Raw genomic sequence first — 22,882 nt, 5'->3', positions numbered from 1 at the left:
TCTGGGCCGTGTCTCAGTCCCAGTGTGGCCGTTCACCCTCTCAGGTCGGCTACGCATCGTCGCCTAGGTAGGCCGTTACCCTACCTACTAGCTAATGCGCCGCAGGCCCATCCGTAAGTGACAGATTACTCCGTCTTTCCCAAGTCCCCCATGCGAGGAACTTGCGTATCCGGTATTAGCTACCGTTTCCGGTAGTTATCCCAGTCTTACGGGCAGGTTGCCTACGTGTTACTCACCCGTCCGCCGCTAACTTTCAAGAGAGCAAGCTCTCCATCAAGTCCGCTCGACTTGCATGTATTAGGCACGCCGCCAGCGTTCGTCCTGAGCCAGGATCAAACTCTCCAATAAGGATGAATAAATCATTCGTGAATATAGCGAAGGATTTTTCATCCAAAGATGGAAGGATCCGCTCACCCAAGGGGAGTGGTATTCCATCTAATGAAAGAGCGATTAGCTCATTTTGAATCTGACGAGATTGGATGAAACTCGAATGAACATTCAAGTCATCCTAAATTCTCTTAAATCCGGATTTTACATCCGTAAAATCCTCTCACTCGTTGTTCAGTTTTCAAAGATCAAACTGTCTTTCGTGCATCACCGCATCTCAGCGGCGACTTAAATAATATAACATAGAAGTTCAGGCGATTGCAAGAGTTTTTTAAAACTTTTTTTCTAAGCATTTCTGCTTTTACTTTTTGCCCTCGCCGGACTACAATGTCCGCAGAAGCGGAACGAAAGCTAATATACTACAGACTGAACGCCAATGTCAAACCCAATTTTATCCTGTTCTAAAGACTAAAGTCGGGACCAAACACCAACAGATCTTGCAGTAATTTTGGATCTAAAACTCATCTGGCATTAGCATAAGATTGGCTTCAAAAGAGGAAATTTATCAGTAACAGCCCATAAGATGCAGCCATAGTTCAACTGATAATACAAGCAACCACCGAGCGCAGATTTCAGACTGGACAGCTAAAGGAATGATAAATACTGATGCAGTTTTCTATAGAGCAAAAGGACTAGCTTCCGCCAGTAAAAATACGGTCTCCGTCATCCATCGCCTCGGCATACAGCACGATTTCGGCGCTATAGTCGATGTGGCAAAGCTGACCCGCAACAAGAGGGAGCAGGCATTATTTCTACAGCCACAGCTTCGTTAGGAGCCGAGCCCCGGCGGTACATTGGGGTCGAGGATGCGTCTCGGGCGTAGACGCCATTAAGGCAGGAGGCATATTTGCCGTCGCCATCGGCAATGAGTACGCCTTCCCGAACGCCGTCGTTTTGCTTCCTGATCCGTCGGAGCCCATTTTTGGAGCTCGCGGCCCCGTTCTCATATTAATAACTTCTTAACGAAAGCCGTGCAGCAGAACGGCTTCTTTGGCAAATTGCCAACCCCGATTTGCCCTATGAGCATTTGCGTCTGCAGGGCGGATTTGTAGAGGGGGAGACCGTGAAGAACTAGGCCAAAACGCCAAATCGTAGCCAATAGGCCCAGACATAGAATCAAGCCCGGTTGCCCGGAGCTTGATTCTTAAATTTTGATGATGATGCGATTTCCTGGACTGGCCCAGGCCTTCAGCTTTCTTTTTTCAAAATTTGATTAATAATCTTGTTGATTTTATCGCCCCAAATTTCATAGGCCTCTCCATTGATATGGATCCCGTCAATCGAATAGTCGTAAAGTAGATAGCCCTCAGGAGCAATGGCTTCATTCAGGTCAATGCAGGTGATTTCATGCTGACGGGCATACCCGGTTAAATATCCGTTCAGCTTTTGGACCCGCTCATTGATAGCCGTATAATTGGCTATATCCTTGCCCACGTATAAGGTCAAGGTGATGACGGGAGTAATATGCTTCTGTTCCAGGGCATCAAGAATGCTAACATAATTCTGAAACGCCGTTTCCGGAGTGACCTCGCCCTTAAACAGGTCGTTGGTGCCCGCCATAATAAAAACCATGTAGGGGGTCAGGTTCGTTACATACTCCAGGCGGTTCAGCATGCCTGATGTGTAATCCCCGCCGATGCCCCGGTTTGCTGCATTTCTGCCAAGCAGTTCATTCCACTGGACGTTATAAGTAATCGAATCCCCCAGCATTACAATGTCGGCATGTTTAGGCTTGTAGTGGGACTGGTTTTCCATTTGCATCAAATAGGTCTTATTTTGTAAATATATGGGTACCTCGGAAGTAGCGCTTGCGATCGGGAGCGATAACACGGCAACCAAAATCATCATCAGTCCTGTTTTATAAATGAGCTTGTGCATTTGCCCCGCATCCTTTGTATGAGAAATGAATATTTGCTCTGTTTATTTTCGGTTTAAGGCCAAAAATTATGTGCTGCATCCCGTAAGCCCGCATTGTTAATTTATTTATAATCAAAGAAAAATATGAAGAGGGGCTCCTGTCTGCGTTAGCAGACAAGAGCCCCTCTTACGCTGTTTCCGACAGCCTCATTTCACTCACCGCCAAAAATATGGGGGAGAAAAAGCGATATGTCCGGTAAATAGGTTACGATTGCGAGCACAACAAGCAGGATTAAAAATTGCGGTATCAAAGGTCTCACCATCTGCACCAGATTAACCTTGGCAATCGAAGACGTAACAAACAGGCATACGCCTAGCGGAGGCGTGATCATACCGATAGTCAGATTGACGACGATAATAACGCCTAAGTGAACCGGATCGATGCCGGCCGCCATGGCAATCGGGAGGAACAACGGTGTAAAGATCGTCAAAGCGGATATCGTGTCGATAAACGTTCCGGCGATGAGAAGCACGATGTTCATAAGCAGCAAGATGACCCATGGCTCGTCAGAAATTCCGCTGACTAGAGCGCTGAGTTGATCCGGGATATCATGGAATGACAGCAGCCAGGTAAATAGGGTTGCGTTCCCGATCACGAACAAAATACTTGCTGAGCTTAATGCGGATTCAAACAGCACCTTCGCCAAATCCTTCAATTTGATCTCTTTATAGACAAATACGCCGAGAAGGAGCGCATAGATAACGGCGATGACACCCGATTCCGTTGCCGTAAATATGCCTGACCGGAATCCTCCTATTATGATAATCGGGAGCAGAAGGGCAAAGAAAGCATCCTTGAACCCGATAAAGATCTCTTTGGGGGAGGCCATTTTTTCTCTGCCTCGAATGTTGTTCTTCTTGCCGAACATAAAGACGTAAATCATCAGAAACACAGCCATCAATAATCCAGGCGCAACCCCGGCCAAGAAAAGATCGCCAATCGAGACGCTGGCCATAACGCCGTAAAGAATAAACGGGATGGATGGCGGAATAACAGGTCCGATCGTCGAGGCGGAGGCAATAAGCGTCGATGCAAACCGGCGGTCATAGCCTTGGGCTACCATCGCTGGAATCAAAATGCCGCCAATCGCCGCAGCATCCGCAATAGCCGAGCCGGAAATGGCCGAGAAGAAGGCACAGGCCAGAACGGCTACGAGTCCGAGCCCCGCCGGCAAATGGCCGACAAGCAATTGGGCAAAGTTGACAAGACGTTTGGAAATGCCGCCCACCGTCATGATTTCACCAGCCAAAACAAAGAGAGGGATCGCAACCAAGGTGAAGGAGTCGATGCCGGAAAACGTTTTTTGGGCAACTATGACCATGTTCGTATCGCTTAAGGCCAGTCCGACAAGAGAGGTAATGCCAAGTGCGAAGGCGATCGGAACACGAAAGAAAAACAGTACAAACAGCAGCCCGAGCAGCCAGATCATAGTCTATCCCCTCCTTGCGGTTTCATTCGGAGTTCAATGATTAAATCCTTGATCAAGTAATATAACATCAGCACTCCGGAAATAGGCATAATGATATACATATACATGAGCGATATATCAAGCGTGGGGGTCGTCTGCAGCTTTGAATTCATCGTGTGCACCCAGCTGTAATACGTGAACATGCATACGAAGGCAATGGTCAGCAGGTATCCGACCGCGGCGATCAAGCTACGGATTTTAGCTGGAAATTGGCTGATGACATCCACATTCAAATGTCCCCGGTATTTGATAGCCAGTACAGCTCCGAGAAATACCATGTAGGCGAAAGCGAATCGGGTCACTTCTTCAGTCCAGGGAGAGGGGATTTTAAAGGCGAAGCGAAACAGCACCTGCAAAAATGTCGTGATGACCACAATGGCCAGGCATCCTCCGGCAGCAATTTCGAGCCAGTTACGCAACCATTTCATTTTGTTCACCTCGGCTTATTTTAAAGGGGCTGTCATAGCGCAGCCCCTTCTTTTTTATGGATAAAACGATTATTTAGCGGCAGCTTTGATTTGATCGATCAAATCCTGAGGAACTTTATCGGCGAGCGCTTTGGACACATTCGCGGTAGCAGCGGTAAATGCCTCGATATCGGGTTGCGTAATGCTCACGCCTTTCGCCTTCAGCTCTTCAATCGATTTGGCTTCGTTATCGGCAAGTGTTTTGCGAACGGATGTTGCCGATTCTTGGACCGCTTCCCGAACCCACTGCTTCTGTTCGTCATTTAACGAATCCATGAACGATTTGCTTGCAACGACAGCGGCAGGCGTATACGTATGGTTGGTCAGTGCCACATGCTTCTGAACCTCATAAAACTTCATTGACATAATGGTAGCAATCGGATTTTCCTCACCGTCAACAACGCTTTGCTCCAAAGCGCTGTACAGTTCATTGAAGTTAACAGGCGTCGGGTTGGCGCCCAATGATTTCATGAATTCGTTCCATACAGGTGCAGGCTGAACCCGTATTTTCAAACCTTTCATATCTTCCGGTTTGTTCACCGCATTTGATTTGGTCGTAATTTGACGGAAGCCGACTTCCCAGTATCCGAGACCGACCATTCCTTTTTCATCTACCTTTTGCAATAACGACTTGCCGACCTCACCATCCAGCACGCTAAAAACATGCTCCCTGTTTTTAAAGAGGAAAGGGATGCCGAACACGTTCATTTCAGGCACGACATTGGCGAGAGAACTGTCTGCGGCTACCGTAGTCATGTCGATCGTTCCATTCATGACGCCTTCAACCGCATCTTTTTCAGAGCCAAGCTTGGCATTCCCATAAATTTTGACTTCCATCGTACCGTTGCTTTTTTGTTCAAGCGATTGTTTAAAGGCCTCAGCCGCAATGTTGTACTGGTGCGTATCCGAACCCGTATGAGCCAGCTTCAAGGTGATTTTTGATTTGCTGGATCCTTGGCTATCGGTACCTTTGTTATCGGCTCCACAGCCCGTTAACAAACCTGCAAACAACGCAACGCCCAAAACCAGATTACCCATCTTCAACTTCATTGTTATTCAACCTCCTAGGATCTAAAAATGATATTAATATAGGTCAAATCGTTGATCATCGAATACAGGAATTCGCTTGCGAATTTCATCGACTTTGTCAAGATCGATGTCAACGACAAAGATTTGTTCGGATCCATCTCCTTCGAACAGCACCTCTCCCCATGGATCAACGACAAGAGAGTTTCCGGGGAAAGCCGTTTCCCGGCTGGTGCCGCAACGATTGACCGCAATCATGTAAGACTGATTCTCGATGGCTCTGGAAATAATGAGCGTCCTCCAATGATCCACTCGAGCGGAGGGCCACTGGGCAGTATTGATCAGCACCTTAGCTCCTAAGCCGACAAGTTTGCGGAACAGAAAAGGAAAGCGGAGATCATAGCAGATCATCGTTCCGATGCCCGTACCTTCGTAATCGAATATCCCGAACGAATTTCCAGCTTTCAAATATTGATCTTCATCCATCAACCGGAACAAGTGAAGCTTGTCATAGCGGAGCACTTCATGGCCACTGCGGTCAAACACAAGCATCGTGTTGGTGATATCGCCCGTCACCGAATCTTTGTACAGCACGCTTCCGCCTACGATCATGACCCCGTTTGCTTTCGCAAATGCAGACAGAAGTTCTCTTGTCCGTCGGCCGTCCACATCCGCCAATTCAGCGGCCTGTTCCAGTGCATAACCCGTGTTCCACATTTCCGGAAAAATAATAACATCTGGTTGATGTGACATTGCTTCATGCAAAAAGCGTTCGACTTTCTGATAGTTAATGTCAGTCTCTCCAATTTTCACATCCATTTGAACGAGTGCGGCTTTCATCTATTACCCTCCTATAACAACCTCATATTCGCCGTTTAACCTGCGATCCAGCACAGGGTCAAACATTTGATATTCAAATTTGCTTCCGTACACAAACCCTTCGAGCGTCGGTACGGTTCCGGAGAAAATGACGGTATGATAAACATCGGAATAGCCAACTTCCTTCAATTTCGTCAGAAGCTCGGAAAATGGAAGCAGCGCGGTAAGATCATGTTCCTGGTAAAGCCGTCTCCTGGCTTGATCGGTAATCCAGGAACGAAGCACTAACTGATCCCAATGAGACTCAACGTCCCGTATCCTCCAAAATGAAGTGATAAATGGCTTAGGGCATGCCGCTTTTGATTTTGGAATGTCTTCCTTTTCAAGAAGTCGGTCCGTATGATCGCTGCCAATGGTAAGCAGCCAATCCTCACCGTCGTGAAACACAACGTATTCGACTTCGCCGGAAGTTTCAGAACCGGAAACGGAAATCGTTTGGTCCGCTGTCAGCAAGTCGATTTGTTGCGGATACAAAACGGGAATCGTTTCGGGCGGCGCCACGCCAATCGCCGCAAGCTCCTCGATATGTTCATGGACTTTTTCGATATCCCGTCCCATATAGCCCATCACGAGCACTTTATGAACGGCAGCCTCTTGTTCGGTCAGGCGTCCGTCAGATTCTTGAATGGTGATGCGGAAATTTTGCAAAATACATGTACCTCCTACTGCAGCTTCAACGATGCCAGAACAGCTGAGCGCGTATGTTCAATATGCTCGATGACGGCTTTTTTCGCGAAATCTACATCTCGTTTTTTCAATCCTTCTATGATGATACGGTGTTCCTTCAGCGTCCGGTCTTTACGGTCCGTCGTTTTGAGTGCCGTGATGCCGAACCAGCGCATTTGATCGCTTAAATTGTGCATCAATTGGGTTAAACGGCCATTTCCGGTGAGCTCGGCCAAATACATATGAAAATCCTTGTCAGCCATAATAAAAGCTTCGTTGCTGCCTTCATTCAGTTTTTGCTCTGCATAAATGTGTTCCAGCTTCTCGATGTCGGCATCTGAAATTTTAGGAATGATCAATTCCATGACGAGTGACTCATTTGCCCGTCTGAGCTGTAGCACCTCTTCGACATCTTGCTCCACGATCCGGCTGATGAACACTCCTTTTCTTGGAACGGATTTCAACCAGCCTTCGACTTCCAGCATTTGAATGGCAGCCCGAAGAGGTGTACGGCTGATCCCCAGTTTCTCGGATAAGTCGCGTTCATACAAAACCTCGCCTTGTGCAATCGCATGATTGATGATCGCATTCTTGATCTCATCATAAGCATGCTGTCGAAAGGATTGGGGCTGTTCAATTTTGGTGAGTTTCATTTTGGTATTCACCTGACTTTGAATTTGATAAAAGAAAGAAATGAACAACTGGAATTCATAATCTGGAATTTGGAATCTGGTATACTGATTCTTGATAAAGGTGTCAATAAAAATGACATAAATAACTCTAAATATCATTAATTCATCGAAATTAATGATAAAGCACAAGAATATATGTTAAGTAAGATGACATTGATGTCTGTTGTTGGCAGCAGCTTTATGAGGGAGGATTAAGATTAGGATGCAAATAAAAAAGCACACCGTGTCTGGAGTGTGCCTGCATTCTTAAGATTAGAAATCCCTTTGTCCTGATCTCATATCTTTTTGGGTTAATAGGAATCTCTCAGCAATATTCGGCCTACGACCTTGCTTCTCTAGACTTCTTTTGCTTTAATCGCACGAGGGTTTCCACATTCCGGGTCGTGATTGAGGCAACTCCCATATTTACAAACCGTTCCATCATGACCTCTTCATCTATAGTCCAAACATAAACCGGCAAACCGTAATGAGCCGCGCGCTCCAAAAGCTCCATCCTCACAAGCTGATAATGGATGTTTAGGCCGAAACAGGAAGCTTCGAGCGCATCACGGCAGGTTTTCTCCACCGCTGCCGAATATTCTTCCGTTAAAAACAGGTTGGAGCCTGCATTCAGCAGCTTTCTAAGTTCCGGATGCTTCCGCTGTGCAAGCAGCGCCCGTTCAGTTCCGCAGCCCGACAAGAACACCCGATCCAGCAATCATATTTGGAAACGAGGGCAGCAGTTGCTTCGATGCTTTCATCCACTTTGAGATCCAAATTAGCTGTTTTGCCTGAAGACCGGATGAGCTTAAGCATTTCTTCCAGGCTTACAAATGTCAGGATTCATCATGGGCCAAGACGGCAATGCCATCCCGGGTTACCCGGATGTCCTCTTCGATGATATGTGAGATCGTTCCCACATCAAATAGATTAACTTGCAAATGTAAGTTTCGTATTAATCAGATTTATAGGATATGTAAAGAAAAATGCGCTCCATTTCCTGAACCCCAATTATTTTGCATTTTCCTTGTTGACGGGTCAGACATGCAGCGTTTGTAAACTCTCTGTAAACCCGAACTATATTTTTCATAATTTTCCATATGATCATTTAGGATCATCAACGCGCTGATTCCGCATAAATCTACAAGAAAGGGACATGTTATGAACTTCTTCCATTTCGTCCATACTACATTTACTAAAGAGTGACGCTCCAACAAAGGAGGTTGTTTGGCATGAGTCCTCATGACATCCCGGTTCATCCTGCCGGCGTGCCTATCGAATTTGACAGCGGCTGGTACGAGAATTTGCAAAATCGTTTGGACAAAGGCGGTCCCTGGGATGATTTTCGGCTGCTTCAACTTGCCCTTCAGGCCGAGAAAGCGGGTCTTGTTTCAGACTTTGAGGAAATGCAATGCCTCAAGCATTTGTCTGCGGTTCAGCCGATGCCCCATCAGACTGAAACAGCTCGCAGAGTGCTCTTTGAGATGCGGGGAAGGGCGATACTGGCTGACGAAGTTGGCCTGGGGAAGACGATTGAGGCCGGCCTTATTTTGAAAGAATACTTAATCCGCGGACTTGTCCGCAAAGCGCTGATTCTCGTTCCGGCCTCGCTTGTTCTCCAGTGGGTCCGGGAACTGAACTACAAATTCGGCATTCCCGCCATCGCGCAAAAAAAAGAGCATTCGTGGCAGTCGGACGTAGTGGTCGCATCTATGGATACGGCCAAGCGGGATCCGCACAAGGACATTTTGCAGGCGAACGAATACGACCTGGTCATCGTGGACGAAGCCCACAAGCTGAAGAACAAGAAGACGACAAACTACCAATTCATGCTGGGACTTCGCAAAAAATACTGCCTGCTGCTGACCGCAACGCCGGTTCAGAACAATTTGGACGAGTTGTTTAATCTCATTACCATTCTCAAACCCGGTCAACTTGGCAGACAAAATGATTTTGCCGCCAACTTTGTGGTCGACAAGCGTAAGCCGAAGAATGAGCAGCTGCTTCGGGACGAACTGTCCAAAGTAATGATCCGCAACCGGCGCAGCGACGGGGAGCTTGATTTTACGAAGCGGATTGTACGCAATGTTCCGCTTGTACTGTCGCCGGAAGAGAAGGCGCTGTACGACGGGGTAACCGCTTTTGTCAAAGACCAGTACGCGGCAAACGGCGGCGACATGAACAGCATGCTGTCCCTCGTGACGCTGCAGCGCGAAGTGTGCAGCAGCCGGGACGCCGTCTTCGTCACCCTGGTCAATCTGTCGAAAAAGCTGGCTCCGGATTCGCCCCTCCGTGACAGAATCTGGGAGCTCGTGCATGCGATCAAGGCGATCACGGCCAACACGAAGGCCGAAAAAACGCTGGAGCTGATCCGCGGCATTGATCAAGGCGAAAAAGTGATCGTCTTCACCGAATACCGGGCGACTCAGGAAGCTCTGCTTAAATATTTTCGCGACCGGGAGATGATCGCCGTACCGTACAGCGGCAATATGAACCGCGGGAAAAAGGACTGGATGATGGATCTGTTCCGCGGCCGTGCCCAGGTGATGATCGCGACCGAAGCGGGGGGTGAAGGCATCAATCTGCAGTTCTGCCATCATATGGTCAACTTCGATCTGCCCTGGAATCCGATGCGCGTCGAGCAGCGGATCGGGCGCGTTCACCGTCTGGGGCAGAAAAATGACGTTAAAATCTACAATCTGTCTACGGTCGGGACCATTGAAGAGCATATATTGAATTTGCTGCATGAGAAAATCAATATGTTCGAAATGGTGATCGGCGGTCTGGACGTTATTGTCGAGCGTTTGGAAAAAAGCGGCTCTCTTGAGAAGAGCCTGTATAAAATACTGCTCGAATCAAGCAGCGACGAAGAAATTAAAAAAGGCGTGGACTCCCTGGCCTCATCCATGATGGCGATCAAGCAGAATCTGGAAGAGGAAGAGGAAGCGGTAGAAAACGATAAAGGCAAATCGGAATTGAAAGAACTGCTGGGGGGAAGTTAAGAGCATGTCAATGACTACAGAGGAAATCAGAGCATATGTACTGGACTATCTCAAAGCAACGGAATGCATCATTAAAGAAGAGGCTTCGCATCATGTTACCGTCAAGCTGTCCCCCCAGGCAGACAGAGAGCTGACCAACCGTCCCTATTACTGGGCGTATGTGGACAGATGCCAGGTCGAACCGGAGACGATGTCCTACATTTTTGTGTTTGATCCGGCAGCCTATGAGGCGGAGGAACAAAGCAAGCAAACAGCGCATGTCGGAGCCGGCGAGGACCCGATCATGGGGCGGCATTTCGGCGCGATTCGTCCTCTCCCCCTTCTGGGCCCGGACCGGATTCAGCGGGAGGATCTCTCCTTTGGCAGTCCGCGCTTGAATCAGATCTTCGAGGCTTCAAAGCGCGGGGGAAGCTTTGTCTATGTATTTGAAGACCCCGGACAGCGGCAGAGGATGACGCTTCTTCCAGCCGCCTATGAACCGTGGCTCGGCATCTGCTTCAAGGCGGAATTCGCCTGTGACATGAAACGCGAAGAACTGCATTTCTATGGCATTTCGCTTTCAAACGGAGCTTTCGACACCTCGTTCGGCGAGCGATTGTCCCGGGTGCATCTGGTGCATCGTTTGCCTGAAAATATCAGCGTAATCCCCAGCCAACTTTCGCTGGCTGAAGGCAAAACAGCGCTTGAGCATCGGCTGAGGGAATATTTGGAGCAGGTCGATAAGCATTGGGCGATGGAAGCCCGCGAAAGGCTGAACGAGGAACTGGCCATTATCGATGCCTACTACAGCCATCTGCTGGAGGACGAGAACGAAGAAGCCAGACAGGGAGCAAGGCAGCAATATGAAGCTAGGCGCGATGAAATCCGCTGGCAATTCGATCCGCGTATCCGCGTATCCGTCATAAACTGCGGGATCTTTCATCTTCGTTCCAGCGCTTTGCCGAGAACCTGACCCTAGTCGCTAAAAGACCGCAAAAATAGAAGCTTAAGGCTGGTCCTGTTCCCGACAGGGAACAACAGTCTTTTTTCCTCTACTTGCCTACAATGAAAAAAAGCCTTTCCAACCAGCGGACAAGCCGGGAAAGACTTTAATCATTACATTAATGTTGGAAAGAAAAAGCTAAGGTCCTTTGCTTTTCCTATAAAATTTCAAAGCAGGTGAAGATATTGAAATTATCCGCCGCATCTCGCCGAATGGCTCTGCTTGCCCTCTGTTTCGGACTTCTTGTTCCGCTTGGGCTTTCCTGGCCAAAAGAGAGTTTGGCTGCCGCTTCAGTTAGCGAATCGGCAGCGCAGCGCACCTCCCAGGAGAACGCGCCAGCCGAAGTGCAGAGCTTTGCGAAGGGGCTCATCCAATCCTTGTCGGCCCAGGAAGCGTTCGCCTCCTGGCGCGGAAGCGTTGCTTCCTATGATCCGCTCGGCCCTGGAACACACGCCTGGCTTGTATCCCTTGCCGCCGGCGGAAAGCCGGTCGGCTATTTGATCATTGCGGCCAGACCCGGGGGCGGACTTGCCCTCGCCGAGTACGGGGCAGGGCCTGATCCGCTGTACGATCCGGGCCGGCTGACGATTGAACCCGGCGGCAAGCTGGAGCCGCTCTACGGCGGCCCCACGCTGACCCAGTGGCGCATCGTTCCGCCGGAAGACCAGTCCGCCGCCTATCTGGAAGCCTCCACCGGTGAAGCGCTGCCGGATACGGATGCCGACTGGTCCAAACGCTCCTTCGGCTCGTCTTTTTTTTACCACGCCGTAAGCTCCGATGCACCGGAACAACCGCAGCCGCCTGTTGTAACCTCGGCGTTTTTTGAACCCTATGACAACCTGCTCTGGATGACGCATAAACCGCTGACTGCTGCGATTAATCGCCTTCCGAACGTACTGCAAACCAGAAAGAAGCTGGTTTTCTCGTCTTCCGGACCTGCCCGCACTTATTCCCAGGCTCTTCCTGTTACCGGTTATCAACAGTGGACTTTATCGCCCAAGACAGCTGCTCCAGGGGCGTCAGGGGCGCTGTATATCCGCAGCGGCACAAAGGAATCCCCCCGCTATATCCTGTTTGATGCGCTCGCCGCTTCTGGTTCATTTACGGATTGGACCGGAAAATAAAACTGGCTTGAAAGCGCCAAAGCCCTCCGATCCCGTTTACCCGGAATATCGGAGGGCTTTGTTTTGTTCATTCGCACGTGCCGATCAGCGGATTCGTGTTTTTCTTTTAAAAGGCGCGCGCTGCCACCACAGGGAAAGAGACAGCGGGATCATGCCAAACCATTTGCTGCTCCAGTGCTCTTTCACCTGTCTGCGTTCCCTGCGGATTTCCTTCGGGGTCTCCACATAGGTTACAACCTTTTCGGTAATATATCTTACGAGTTCGTCGCCCTTGGCCATTTCGTACCCCTCCTGATCATTCTCGGTTACATATCCGGCCCACGTCTTTATTACTATTGTGCGCAAATGAAAGCATTTTTAAACTACAGCCGGCACCCTAAATGTCCGTTCATCACAATGAATAAGAATATGGTTACCTGCTTACTCTATAGGCAAATAAATCCAAGCGAGGTGTCCGGTATGAAGCCGTTCAGCAAGCTGTTGATCGCGATTCCCATTGTTTTGATTCTTATTTCTTTATTATCACTCCGCCGCTGCTATGCCGATGAAAAGCCGGCGCATCACGCCTTTCCCAAACCGGTTATCCTGATCGACGCGGGACATGGCGGAATCGATGGCGGAACATCGTACGGTACCATTTTGGAGAAAGATATCAATCTGGAAATTGGACGCAGGCTCTATCTTCTGCTTCGAAGCGAGGGGTACAGGGCCGTGCTGAACCGGACCGGCGACTATGCACTCAGCGATGATAACCGCTGGCACGCCAGCCGCTCCCGCCATACGCGCGATCTTGCGCAGCGCGAAGGCTTAAGTGAAGAAGTGAAGACGTCAATCGTGGTCAGTCTTCATGTCAATTGGTCGAACAACAAAACCCGGAAAGGTCCGATTGTGCTGCATCAGAATGAAGGCCGCAGCGCGCTGCTCGCTGCCTGTATCCAGGAAACACTGAACGGGATATACAGCAGTTCCTCGAGGCCTGAGCTGGGGAAACCGTATTATTTACTCAAACATACGGAAGTACCGGCAGTTATTGTAGAAACTGGATTCATCAGCAACAGCCGGGATCGCGACTTTCTGACTTCTCCGCGGGGGCAGATGAAGATTGCCCAAGCGATAACATCAGGCATTGCGCGATACTATATGGAATCTTAGCAGCTCGAATGACCTCGGCCGTGCGTATTCCCGGCACGCCGACATGACCGATAACGACGCAGCTGTCGAGAGCTCCGATAACAAAAAAACCACGACCTTTGAGGTTTCGTGGTTATATAGCTGATCATCTTCGTTATTCATTTGTTCTGTGTATGAGCTGCAGTTTAGTCAATCAAACGATGCTGGTACCACTTTGTGCCATGGAAGCGCCGGAGAAAAATAATGCCGCGCACTCCCCACTCACAATTCATGGCCAACCAGACGCCAAGGATTCCAAACGGCAAAACAATGCCTAATATATATCCGAGCACAACGCGGAACAGCCACATGGACAGCATCGACATCACAGACGTATATTTCGAGTCGCCCGCCGCCCTGAGCGCGGATGGCGTAATAAAGCTGATCGACCAGAGCGGAATTTGGGCAATCGTATTGATCAGCACGATCGTAAAGATATCGTCCACAATTTCAGCAGGAGGGTGGAATAATGCCACGAGCGGCCTGAACAAGGGCAATACGATCAAACCCATCATAATAAATGAAACAGATGACAACCATATAAATGACCGGGTGAATTTTTTGGCGTCCGCAATATCCCCCCGTCCCATGCATTGGCCGACCACCGTTACAATGGTGAGAGATAGCGCATTTGCCGGAACCTGAAGCACGCCTGCAATCGAAGAGCAAATGGCATTGGTAGCTATTGCGTAGGTACCGAGGCTGACGATGAACACTTGCGTCAATATTTTCCCGCCGTTAAAAAACATCTGCTCCGCCGCAAACGGCAGACCGATAAAAAGGATTTTTTTCAGCATGGACCAGTTGAACTTTAGCATGTCCCTGAGCCTATAATGCAAGTTGTTCTCGATCTTCACCAGATAGAGGATCGCGCAGGCAGCAGCCAAATATCTCGATATATTTACGGAAATGGACATGCCAAGGATACCCATGTGCAGAATATTGATAAAAACGATATTAAATAGCACGTACGACAGGTTCATAATCAAGGATAGAACAAGCGAAGCTCTTGTTTTGCCAACGCCCCTTAACGCCCCGCATACCGCCTCTACAATTCCAATGCCGAGATAGGATACACTGTTTCCGATCAAATAAGTCCGGGCGTTGTCGAATACATCCGGTGAAGCCGTACCAAACAGCACATTCAGAGCCGGGCCGTGAAACACGGCCATAAACAAACCGATGCAAAGGGAGAGCAGAGAAACCGAAGAAACCGTTCCGGCCGTCGCCTTTGAAACCATCAGATCATTGCCGCTGCCCTTGTACTGGGCCACCACCACCGTCCCGCCGGTCGAAACGGCAACAAATACGTTGATTAGAAAAATATTGAGCGAATCGATCATATTGACGGCGCTGACCGCCGCCATTCCGGATGAGCTGATCATTGCCGTGTTCACCAGGTTAAGACCTACGATGAAGGCCTGATCAATCAAAAGGGGAATAAAAAGGGCAATAATCTGCCGATAATCTATAACCGCCCCGGATAAATGCTTGTCAAGAAATGCGCGCTTAGTCAGCTTTAAATTGGTTTGCATACCTGGTAATCCTTCTTTTCACTTTGTTGTCCAGAAGAGCCCTAACCGCAGAAAAAGAAAAAGGCCCTTCGATTGAAGAGCTTTGCTTGGCATACATGATGTATGCAGTCGGGTGACTCAAACCTCCGTGAGGCGGGTAGCCACACGGACCTTAAAATAGCTTTCGCTATTATATCATGAGCGGAAAATAAGTCAAGGAAGTGCACAATACACCTCCGGTTCAGTCAGCTATGTGCCTGCCATTTACATTCCGTTATTTCTATTTCACTAAAAACAGCTTTAAAGGAAGAATGCTCGGGACTACAAGCATAGAATCCCAATTGGATTTTGTCTCCTCCCTCAAATAAATGAAAAATACGCATTTGTTTAAAAAACACTCCATCGTATGAATGTTCAATGCAAAAATCACTTTCACGGCGGCTTAGTCTATAAAACATCGTTTTTATATCCGCACCGATGTCCGTAGTGGCCCAATCCGAATATCCGTGGTTGGTAACCACACTGCCCAACCTTTGGTATTCCTCATTCTCATATTCAATGGATGCCTTGAACCAATTGTCGCTATTTTGATAAATGATTACCCCACACTGGTCAAACCGTTTTTTACTTTCAAATTCAGTTTTGACAACCAGTGAAAAGTACGGATCTTCTGTTTTCATCAATAGAGCCGGAGCCGAGTCATTCCTAAAACCATAGTATGTACGCTGCCAAAAATCGGTTTCCGGTTCTGTCTGAATAATAATCTTGTTTTCCTGGACAGCATAATCTGCCGGTTCGTTTATCCAAAATAGTTTGCTTGCATCGAATTTCATTCTAATGCACTCCCCATTTTCTTCAGCCTCTCGTACTGAACAGTATCATATCATAAAGGATGGCTCCCTTGCGAATAAACCGTTTTAGTTCTGAAAAGGATTTACAAATTGAGGGGGCCCAGCTTCAGGATTTCTTCATCAGCTTCCGTCAGCTTTCTAGGCGACTTGGCTCTTATCTCTGCCGGACTTGCACCGGCTGTTGTGCCATATCTTCGCTAGGGGCGCAACAATTTAAAAAAAGGTTCGCAAATTACCGTAAGGGGCAATTTACGAACCAGTCGAATAGAAGCTATGTATGCGGTCGAGAGGACTCGAACCTCCACGGGGGGTTAGCCCACACGGACCTGAACCGTGCGCGTCTGCCAATTCCGCCACGACCGCATATTGTTAATCGCTAACATAGCGACAAGAAATAATATAACACATTATCGTTTAAAGATCAACAAGTAATTTCAATTAAAATTCAAGCAGCTTCAACGAAAATCATTGAAGCTGCTTGCCGCTGCTGCATGCTATTCCTGCTGAAGCGCCTGCTGGACACGAATGGCCCCTTGTGACAATATATGCCCCGCTGCGGCGGCGGAGGCTGCGGCCGTCGCTTCCAAAATTTCAACATCGGTGGCGCCTTTGGATCTTGCCTCGTTCGCATGATAGAATGTGCAAACTTCGTTATTGGCAAACAAGCCGATTCCAAGACCGATCAGATGCTTGGTCTTCGCATCAAGCTTACCGGACTGCAAAGCCTCGCCCGTAAATTGGTGATAGGCTTGGGCCGCTTTGGGAAGAGACTGTCCAAACCGGTCGATCTCCTCTTTATAAGTGGTTATTTTATCATTTGTCAAACTCATGAACCACAATCCTTTCGTATAGAATGTGCAAGCAATGCAGATCGAACTTCCTATACGTTGTCCAAGGTTTGAAAAATTATGCGCCCGTTCCGCCCTCTTCCGGTTTCCGGGGTTCGCTGAACGGACGGTAGCTGTAGCTCCGGTCCAGCTTTACAATCCGGCGGTTTCGCTTTCGGATCATGACATGGGAATCATCCCATGCAACGACGATCCCAACCACATCATTGCTCTCAAGTGCGTCCCGGACAACTCGTATACGATCTCCGGACAGCCGGTACCTATTCAATTCCTCATCGCTGATCATCCGGCATCCTCCTTCCTAAAGTCTGCAAAAAAAGACCTAAATGGAAAAGCCATTTAGGTCTTTATATGATCACTGAGGCAGCTTCAAGTTGCGTCATTTCTGATCAGCTTGTGCATGCTCTTTCGTGTCATTCTTCTCAAACCAGAAATCAAGAACTTTGGCGGACATAACACGCTGCTCGATATACCCTACTTGCTGCGGAGTAAATTCATCTCTCCAAGAAAAAGCCAATTCTTCACACAAGCCTGCGATGGTCAAAAGCTCGGACCATGCCACATAGCGTTTATACCAGAAAAATTGAGGATGTTCCAGCATATAGGGATAAAGGTCATCGAACTCGGTATGTTTACAATCCAAAGCTCTCTCGAACGTAACCTTTGCGTCATTAAGCTTAGCTATAAAATACTCAGCATTTACTGCCGGTTCTTTCCCCATTGTTTGTTGCCTCCCCTCTCTAGCTAATTATTATTATATCGAAAAAAGCCTGGCCTGCAAAGGATAGAGAAAAAATTGGTCTTCAGCCTACTTCACAGGCAAATGTCATGTTACTCGGCAAACTGAACTTCCCCGCCCTCAAGCGACGCAATTTTGACAAGTGATTCAACCCGGATTCCCTGTTCCCTGAGTTCCTTGGCCCCGGACTGGAAACACTTCTCCATAACGATCCCGACTCCGGCAAGCTCTGCCCCGGAACGTTGGATAATCTTGATCAGTCCCTTGGCCGCATAGCCGTTGGCAATAATGTCATCGATAAGCAATACCCGGTCATTCGCCGAAACAAATTTACGGGACAGCACAATATCGGTCACAATTCCCTTTGTAAAAGAAGGGACACGCTCTATATAAGCGTCCGGATCTGCAAGGAGCGTCTTCTTGCGCCTAGCAAACACGAGCGGAACCCCCAGCTCACAGGCTGTCGCAAAGGCGACGGCTATTCCCGAGGATTCGACGGTAATTACCCGGGTAATTCCGTCCTTCCTGAACCGCGATGCAAATTCCTTTCCCATCTCTATCGTAAGCTGCGGGTCAACCTGTTCATTAAGAATCGCATCAAGCAGCAGGACTTGATCCGAGGCTACAACGCCTTCTTCGATGATTCTCCTTTTCAATAGTTCCATTTCGAAAGTTCCTCCTACTTCTATGCCGATTCTTTTCTGTAAAATACCACAATGCAAAGCCGCCTTCAACCAATAATTTTTTAACTATTTTGGCGCTGAAGGCGAATTTCCTCCATTTTGCCCCTTCGTCCGCTATTCAAACGGCCTGCGTACACAGGCATTTCCTGCGGGATACGAATTTCCATAAACCTCTATAAGATGCAGCCTCAGGCATCTTAGGATGCCCAAATCCGGCTATCCGGAAACATACCGTTCAAAAAAATGAAAGAGAGGCTTTTCCTAAGGACCAATTTTGCAAAACAGGACAGGCAGGAGTCATGTCCGCCTGGTTTTGGACATACCCTGTACTAATGTTAAAACCTATGCTCGCCTGTGCCAGAGCGACTATACCGGATCTAGGAGGACCGCTCATGAGAAACGCAGCCAAAGTCATGCAAATCGCATTTACCTATATCGGCACCATTGTTGGCGCAGGTTTTGCAACCGGGCGTGAAATTTTGCAATTTTTCACCCAATACGGCAAGTGGGGCGTCCTGACCATTGCCCTATCCACGGTGCTGTTTGTTTGGCTCGGCACCAAAATGATGCTCCTTGCCCATGATATCGGGGCAGCCTCCTATGAGGCTCTTAACCGGAAACTGTTCGGAAGACGCATCGGCTGGTGGATCAGCCTGTTCACATTGATCGTCCTGATCGGTGTCAACAGTGTGATGCTGGCCGGAGCCGGATCGGTTTTCGTGGAGCATCTGGGGCTCTCTTATCAATTGGGACTTTGGATCATGCTAATCGGCACCTTTTTGCTGCTTCATAAAGGAATGGATGCGATTCTTCAGCTAAACTCTGTCGTAGTCCCGCTGATGATGATTTTGTCGCTGATTATTATCAGCGGAACGGTAGGCACACCGGGCGCTGACCGTTTTCTAAGCCTCGAAACAGACAACAGCATGGTGCAAACCTGGGCTTCTCCCTTCATATACAGTGCTTTCAATTTATCCATGGCTCAGGCTGTACTGGTTCCGATAGGGAGTCGGACCAAAAACCGCCGCGTTCTGATATGGGGAGGCATATTAGGCGCCATAGGTATCGGTTTTATGCTGATGGCGGGCCATTTTGCGCTTTCAGCCAACATGCCGGGCATTAACCAGTATGAGATACCGATGGGAAGCATCGCTTTCCAGCTTGGCAATGCCGTTCAGCTGATGTACGTCCTGCTCATTTTTATGGAAATTTTCAGCACATTCGTTGCGGACATTTACGGCGTAACCCTGCAAATCAACCATATGTCCAAAATTCCGGAGCGATGGGTGTCCCTGATTATTTTGAGCATCTGTTATTTGACAAGCCAAATCGGCTTCAGCTCGCTTCTGTCGGTTTTGTACCCGATCTTCGGCTTCCTGAGTCTGGCATGGGCAGCAATGCTTGTCCTGTACAGAAAGCCCCGTGCGGCAAAATAACTGTTGCCAAGCCCGAATTTTGGCCTGAATCCTCTCCGCAGCGAGCAGAACATCCCTTCCTTATCTCGACCAGACGAAAAATATCCATAGCCGCTTCCGGCGAGGTGGAGAAGGGAACGATCCCCCAGCCACTTCTCCCAAGAGGCGGCAAGGGATCCGAACTTCTTCTCTTGTTCATCCATCCGCGCATAATCGCCGCAGTTCCGCCGTCTCATTCCGGTTTTTTGGCCGCAAAAGCGGCGGCATGGATGAATCGAAACGGCAGCATTTCAGGATCCCTTTCTTATTGGTATTCCAGATACAATTTTTTCAGCTCGTGAACGGCCCGGTTCAGCGAATATTTGGACTTGGCCTGCTCCGAAGCCGAACGAGCGAGCGTGTACCGAAAATCCGGATCAATGATCAGCTGCTCCAGTGCGGCGGCCAGGGAAGCAGGATCCTCCGGCGGCACCAGAAGGCCGTTAACCCCGTTTTCAATCTGTTCAGGAATACCTCCTACATCGCTTCCTATCAGAGCAAGGCAGCACAGCGCCGCTTCTGCAAATACCGAGCCGAACGCTTCCGCCCGCGAAGGCAGTACAAAAATATCAAAAAACGGCATGAACTCTTCCGGATGGAGCGTATAACCGTAAAATATCGTCTCCTCATAAATGCCGAGAGACTGCGCGAGAGCTTCCAGCTCGGGACGGATCGGACCGTCCCCGATAATGTGAAGCACGAAAGGAACATCGCTCTGCTTCAGCTTTGCGCACGCCTTGAGCAGAATGTCCAGCCCTTTGGCAGGCACAAGCCGGCATACGGTTACGAGCTGGGCTACCTTGTTTTCATGGGCTACCGGCTTGAACCGCTTCTCATCATATCCGTTCGGTATGACCCTAATATCTTCCGGGCGGTCCACATAAGGAGCCATATAGTCCCGGAAGGAATAGGACACGGTGAGAAGCCGGTCCGTACGATGCTCCAGCTCTTTATAGATCGAGACAAGAAACTTGTGCTCGGGACCGCCTTCCTTTATTCGTCCGTTCAGGATCAGTTCGCGTTCATAACTGGAGTGAACGGTCTGGACAACCGGAATATCCGGAAACACATCCTTCATCGCCATTCCGACGATCGGGTGATGGGAATGAATAAGATCGTACCGCTGATCAATCCTCAGCTTGGTCCACCATATGTAGTCCAGATAGGTTTGGACATATTTTTGCACAATCGGACTTGCAGCATATTCCGTCCAATCAAAGGTTTGAAAGGTGATCGTACCGCTTCCTTTCGAGCGGACTCGCTTTGGAATCGAGAATAAGTCCATTTCCCATCTCGGAGGCGTGAACCGCTCCTGCAAATAAGGAATCATTGATGATACACCGCCAGGTTGTTCCGGCGGGAAGAAAAGCGCCTGCAGAAGTTTCAAGGGAAACTCCCCCTTCCGACATCCAAATTGTGTTTATAATCTGCTTTAGGTTACCCTTAGAACAAACTTCCTCAACTTCTTCTCCTACCATTATGCCATACACGGGAAGGAACAGTCATTCCCCTTTTGACAATCCGGTCCCGTATGTTAAACTGCTGGAAGCGTGATTTTCATTCGCTTTTATTTGCTTTGGGGAATGAAGCCATTCTCTGAAGACCTTAAGCTTTTACAAGGAAAGGACTTGTGATCCATGCCGTCTGTAACTCTGCCTCCCGCCTTTCGGTCCGAAATGATTTCCATGCTCGGAGAGCGGGAAGGAGAACAATTTCTTGCGAGCTATCAGAAAGAACGTCTGTATGGGCTTCGCATCAATACATTAAAAATCGGCCCGCTGTCAAAGATGCGGGACAATATCAAAGATCTGTTCAGGCTGCAGCCTGTTCCCTGGTGTCCGGACGGATACTATTACAGCCGGGAGCAGCGGCCCGGCAGGCACCCTTATCATGCTGCCGGTCTTTATTATATTCAGGAGCCGTCCGCTATGTCCGCCGTTGAGCTGCTTGACCCAAGGCCCGGCGAGACCGTCCTTGATCTGGCAGCCGCGCCTGGAGGCAAAACGACCCAGATTGCAGCCAAAATGCAGGGGCAAGGCATGCTCGTCACCAATGAAATTCATCCGGCGAGAGCCAAAATCCTGGCCGAAAATGTAGAGCGGATGGGCATCCAAAATGCGATTGTCACCCAGGCGTCTCCGGGAGAGCTTGCTTCCCGTTTCCCGCTTGTGTTTGACTGTATCATGCTGGACGCTCCCTGCTCGGGGGAGGGCATGTTCCGCAAAGATGAGAAGGCCGCTTCTGAGTGGTCGCCTTCCGCTCCCTCGCTGTGCGCCGCAAGGCAGCGCGATATTCTCCATGACGCGGTTGCCATGTTGAAACCGGGAGGAAGGCTTGCTTATTCCACCTGTACGTTCAATCGCTCCGAAAATGAAGAAAATATGCAGTGGCTGCTGGAACAGTACTCTTTTATGGTGCTTGAAGAAGAACGGCGAATCTGGCCGCACCTGGAAGCTGGAGAAGGGCATTACGTTGCACTGCTGCGCAGAAAGCCCGAGGATGAAGAAACCGGCCTGAAGGGAATAAAGACAAACCGAAAGAAAGACAAAGGTTCGGGGAACTCCCGTCAAAAAGGAAATGAATCCGCCTCGGCCAAAGCGTCCTGTCTCACCTGGATGAACGAAAATATCCCGGACTTTCCGTTCGAGCCAGACAGGCTTATTACATTCGGCGAGGCGCTGTATTTGCTGCCGCAAAGCAGCGGGCTTACAGTGACCCTGCAGAAGCTGGATTGCCTGAAAATTCCGCGCGCCGGACTGCGGCTGGGCTCGTTTCGAAAAGGGCGCTTCGAGCCGGATCACGCGCTTGCCATAGCTCTGACTGCGGACCAGTCCGGAAGCCGTATCAACCTGAGCGCAGATTCGCCTGAGCTATCCGCCTATTTGCGAGGCGAAACGCTTGTTTCCCCTGCCGATCAGCGCGGATGGACACTGGTAACAGTTGACGGTTACCCTTTGGGATGGGGAAAGTGCAGCAACGGCCAGCTTAAAAATCACCTTCCCAAAGGTTTGCGGCAAACGGCATTCTAGGGCA

Annotated in this window: 22 protein-coding genes, 1 tRNA gene and 1 rRNA gene; 6 read left to right on the top strand and 18 right to left on the bottom strand. The window is 49.1% G+C overall.

The annotated features are described in order from the left end of the window. The 9 genes from K7397_RS18375 to K7397_RS18335 form a co-directional block, all read right to left on the bottom strand. Window positions 1-348 (bottom strand): 16S ribosomal RNA (locus tag K7397_RS18375); the annotation flags it as partial. A gap of 1,227 nt (window positions 349-1,575) precedes the next feature. Next, a complete protein-coding gene (locus tag K7397_RS18370) occupies window positions 1,576-2,265 on the bottom strand; it encodes a GDSL-type esterase/lipase family protein (protein ID WP_223069718.1) in 690 nt (229 codons plus the stop codon). Window positions 2,266-2,456: 191 nt separating this feature from the next. After that, a complete protein-coding gene (locus tag K7397_RS18365) occupies window positions 2,457-3,734 on the bottom strand; it encodes a TRAP transporter large permease (protein ID WP_223069716.1) in 1,278 nt (425 codons plus the stop codon). Further along, the gene (locus K7397_RS18360) at window positions 3,731-4,201 is read right to left on the bottom strand and encodes a TRAP transporter small permease (RefSeq protein ID WP_223069713.1); all 471 of its coding nucleotides are present in this window, start codon (window positions 4,199-4,201) and stop codon (window positions 3,731-3,733) included. The genes K7397_RS18365 and K7397_RS18360 overlap by 4 nt, the downstream gene beginning before the upstream one ends. A 69-nt stretch (window positions 4,202-4,270) precedes the next feature. After that, a complete protein-coding gene (locus K7397_RS18355; RefSeq protein ID WP_223069710.1) occupies window positions 4,271-5,290 on the bottom strand; it encodes a TRAP transporter substrate-binding protein in 1,020 nt (339 codons plus the stop codon). Between the two features lie 33 nt (window positions 5,291-5,323). After that, window positions 5,324-6,106 carry a carbon-nitrogen family hydrolase gene (locus K7397_RS18350; protein WP_223069678.1) on the bottom strand — a complete coding sequence of 261 codons (783 nt, stop codon included), beginning with the start codon at window positions 6,104-6,106 and terminating at the stop codon, window positions 5,324-5,326. A 3-nt stretch (window positions 6,107-6,109) separates the two neighbouring features. Next, entirely contained in the window at window positions 6,110-6,793 is a 684-nt protein-coding gene (locus K7397_RS18345; protein ID WP_237691040.1) for a DUF2848 family protein, read from the bottom strand. Between the two features lie 14 nt (window positions 6,794-6,807). After that, complete coding sequence (locus K7397_RS18340) at window positions 6,808-7,464, bottom strand: GntR family transcriptional regulator (RefSeq protein ID WP_223069676.1); 657 nt, start codon at window positions 7,462-7,464, stop codon at window positions 6,808-6,810. A gap of 358 nt (window positions 7,465-7,822) precedes the next feature. Continuing rightward, window positions 7,823-8,182 (bottom strand): glycerophosphodiester phosphodiesterase, encoded by a 360-nt coding sequence (locus K7397_RS18335; protein WP_223069674.1) that lies wholly within the window; start codon window positions 8,180-8,182, stop codon window positions 7,823-7,825. Window positions 8,183-8,714: 532 nt separating this feature from the next. Here K7397_RS18335 and K7397_RS18330 point away from each other — a divergent pair. The 3 genes from K7397_RS18330 (at window position 8,715) to K7397_RS18320 (ending at window position 12,590) form a co-directional block, all read left to right on the top strand. Next, a complete protein-coding gene (locus K7397_RS18330) occupies window positions 8,715-10,484 on the top strand; it encodes a DEAD/DEAH box helicase (protein WP_223069670.1) in 1,770 nt (589 codons plus the stop codon). A gap of 4 nt (window positions 10,485-10,488) precedes the next feature. Further along, window positions 10,489-11,436 (top strand): YqhG family protein, encoded by a 948-nt coding sequence (locus tag K7397_RS18325; RefSeq protein ID WP_223069668.1) that lies wholly within the window; start codon window positions 10,489-10,491, stop codon window positions 11,434-11,436. A gap of 215 nt (window positions 11,437-11,651) precedes the next feature. After that, window positions 11,652-12,590 carry a hypothetical protein gene (locus K7397_RS18320; RefSeq protein WP_223069664.1) on the top strand — a complete coding sequence of 313 codons (939 nt, stop codon included), beginning with the start codon at window positions 11,652-11,654 and terminating at the stop codon, window positions 12,588-12,590. Window positions 12,591-12,674: 84 nt separating this feature from the next. Here K7397_RS18320 and K7397_RS18315 read toward each other — a convergent pair whose 3' ends face one another. Further along, window positions 12,675-12,869 (bottom strand): YqzE family protein, encoded by a 195-nt coding sequence (locus tag K7397_RS18315; protein ID WP_223069661.1) that lies wholly within the window; start codon window positions 12,867-12,869, stop codon window positions 12,675-12,677. A gap of 180 nt (window positions 12,870-13,049) precedes the next feature. On the opposite strand from K7397_RS18315, the gene K7397_RS18310 reads away from it, so the two are divergent. Next, a complete protein-coding gene (locus K7397_RS18310) occupies window positions 13,050-13,742 on the top strand; it encodes an N-acetylmuramoyl-L-alanine amidase family protein (protein ID WP_223069658.1) in 693 nt (230 codons plus the stop codon). Between the two features lie 164 nt (window positions 13,743-13,906). On the opposite strand, the gene K7397_RS18305 is transcribed toward K7397_RS18310, so the two are convergent. From K7397_RS18305 to K7397_RS18275, 7 genes are all read right to left on the bottom strand, one after another. Further along, window positions 13,907-15,295, bottom strand: a complete 1,389-nt coding sequence (locus tag K7397_RS18305) for an MATE family efflux transporter (protein ID WP_223069657.1) — start codon at window positions 15,293-15,295, stop codon at window positions 13,907-13,909. Between the two features lie 224 nt (window positions 15,296-15,519). Next, window positions 15,520-16,107: a DUF1349 domain-containing protein gene (locus tag K7397_RS18300; protein WP_223069656.1), complete on the bottom strand. Its 588-nt coding sequence runs from the start codon at window positions 16,105-16,107 to the stop codon at window positions 15,520-15,522. Window positions 16,108-16,403: 296 nt separating this feature from the next. Further along, a tRNA-Leu gene (locus K7397_RS18295) sits at window positions 16,404-16,488 on the bottom strand. A gap of 131 nt (window positions 16,489-16,619) precedes the next feature. Beyond that, window positions 16,620-16,955 carry a carboxymuconolactone decarboxylase family protein gene (locus K7397_RS18290; protein WP_223069655.1) on the bottom strand — a complete coding sequence of 112 codons (336 nt, stop codon included), beginning with the start codon at window positions 16,953-16,955 and terminating at the stop codon, window positions 16,620-16,622. A gap of 76 nt (window positions 16,956-17,031) precedes the next feature. Then, a complete protein-coding gene (locus K7397_RS18285; RefSeq protein ID WP_223069654.1) occupies window positions 17,032-17,259 on the bottom strand; it encodes a hypothetical protein in 228 nt (75 codons plus the stop codon). A gap of 93 nt (window positions 17,260-17,352) precedes the next feature. Next, entirely contained in the window at window positions 17,353-17,694 is a 342-nt protein-coding gene (locus K7397_RS18280; RefSeq protein WP_223069653.1) for a hypothetical protein, read from the bottom strand. A 110-nt stretch (window positions 17,695-17,804) separates the two neighbouring features. Then, on the bottom strand, window positions 17,805-18,377 hold the full coding sequence (locus tag K7397_RS18275; RefSeq protein ID WP_223069652.1) for a xanthine phosphoribosyltransferase: 573 nt from the start codon (window positions 18,375-18,377) through the stop codon (window positions 17,805-17,807). A 410-nt stretch (window positions 18,378-18,787) separates the two neighbouring features. On the opposite strand from K7397_RS18275, the gene K7397_RS18270 reads away from it, so the two are divergent. Continuing rightward, entirely contained in the window at window positions 18,788-19,831 is a 1,044-nt protein-coding gene (locus K7397_RS18270; protein WP_223069650.1) for a YkvI family membrane protein, read from the top strand. Between the two features lie 283 nt (window positions 19,832-20,114). Here the strand turns inward: K7397_RS18270 and K7397_RS18265 are convergent, their stop codons facing one another. Further along, window positions 20,115-21,236 carry a glycosyltransferase family 4 protein gene (locus tag K7397_RS18265; protein ID WP_223069648.1) on the bottom strand — a complete coding sequence of 374 codons (1,122 nt, stop codon included), beginning with the start codon at window positions 21,234-21,236 and terminating at the stop codon, window positions 20,115-20,117. A 250-nt stretch (window positions 21,237-21,486) separates the two neighbouring features. Here K7397_RS18265 and K7397_RS18260 point away from each other — a divergent pair, with 250 nt between their 5' ends. After that, on the top strand, window positions 21,487-22,878 hold the full coding sequence (locus K7397_RS18260; protein WP_223069645.1) for an RsmB/NOP family class I SAM-dependent RNA methyltransferase: 1,392 nt from the start codon (window positions 21,487-21,489) through the stop codon (window positions 22,876-22,878). The last annotated feature ends 4 nt before the right edge of the window (window positions 22,879-22,882 follow it).

This window comes from Paenibacillus caui, from assembly GCF_019904135.1.
Lineage (GTDB): Bacteria > Bacillota > Bacilli > Paenibacillales > Paenibacillaceae > Fontibacillus > Fontibacillus caui.
Note: the sequence above shows the minus strand (reverse complement) of the source record. Positions and strands in the feature narration are given on the sequence as shown.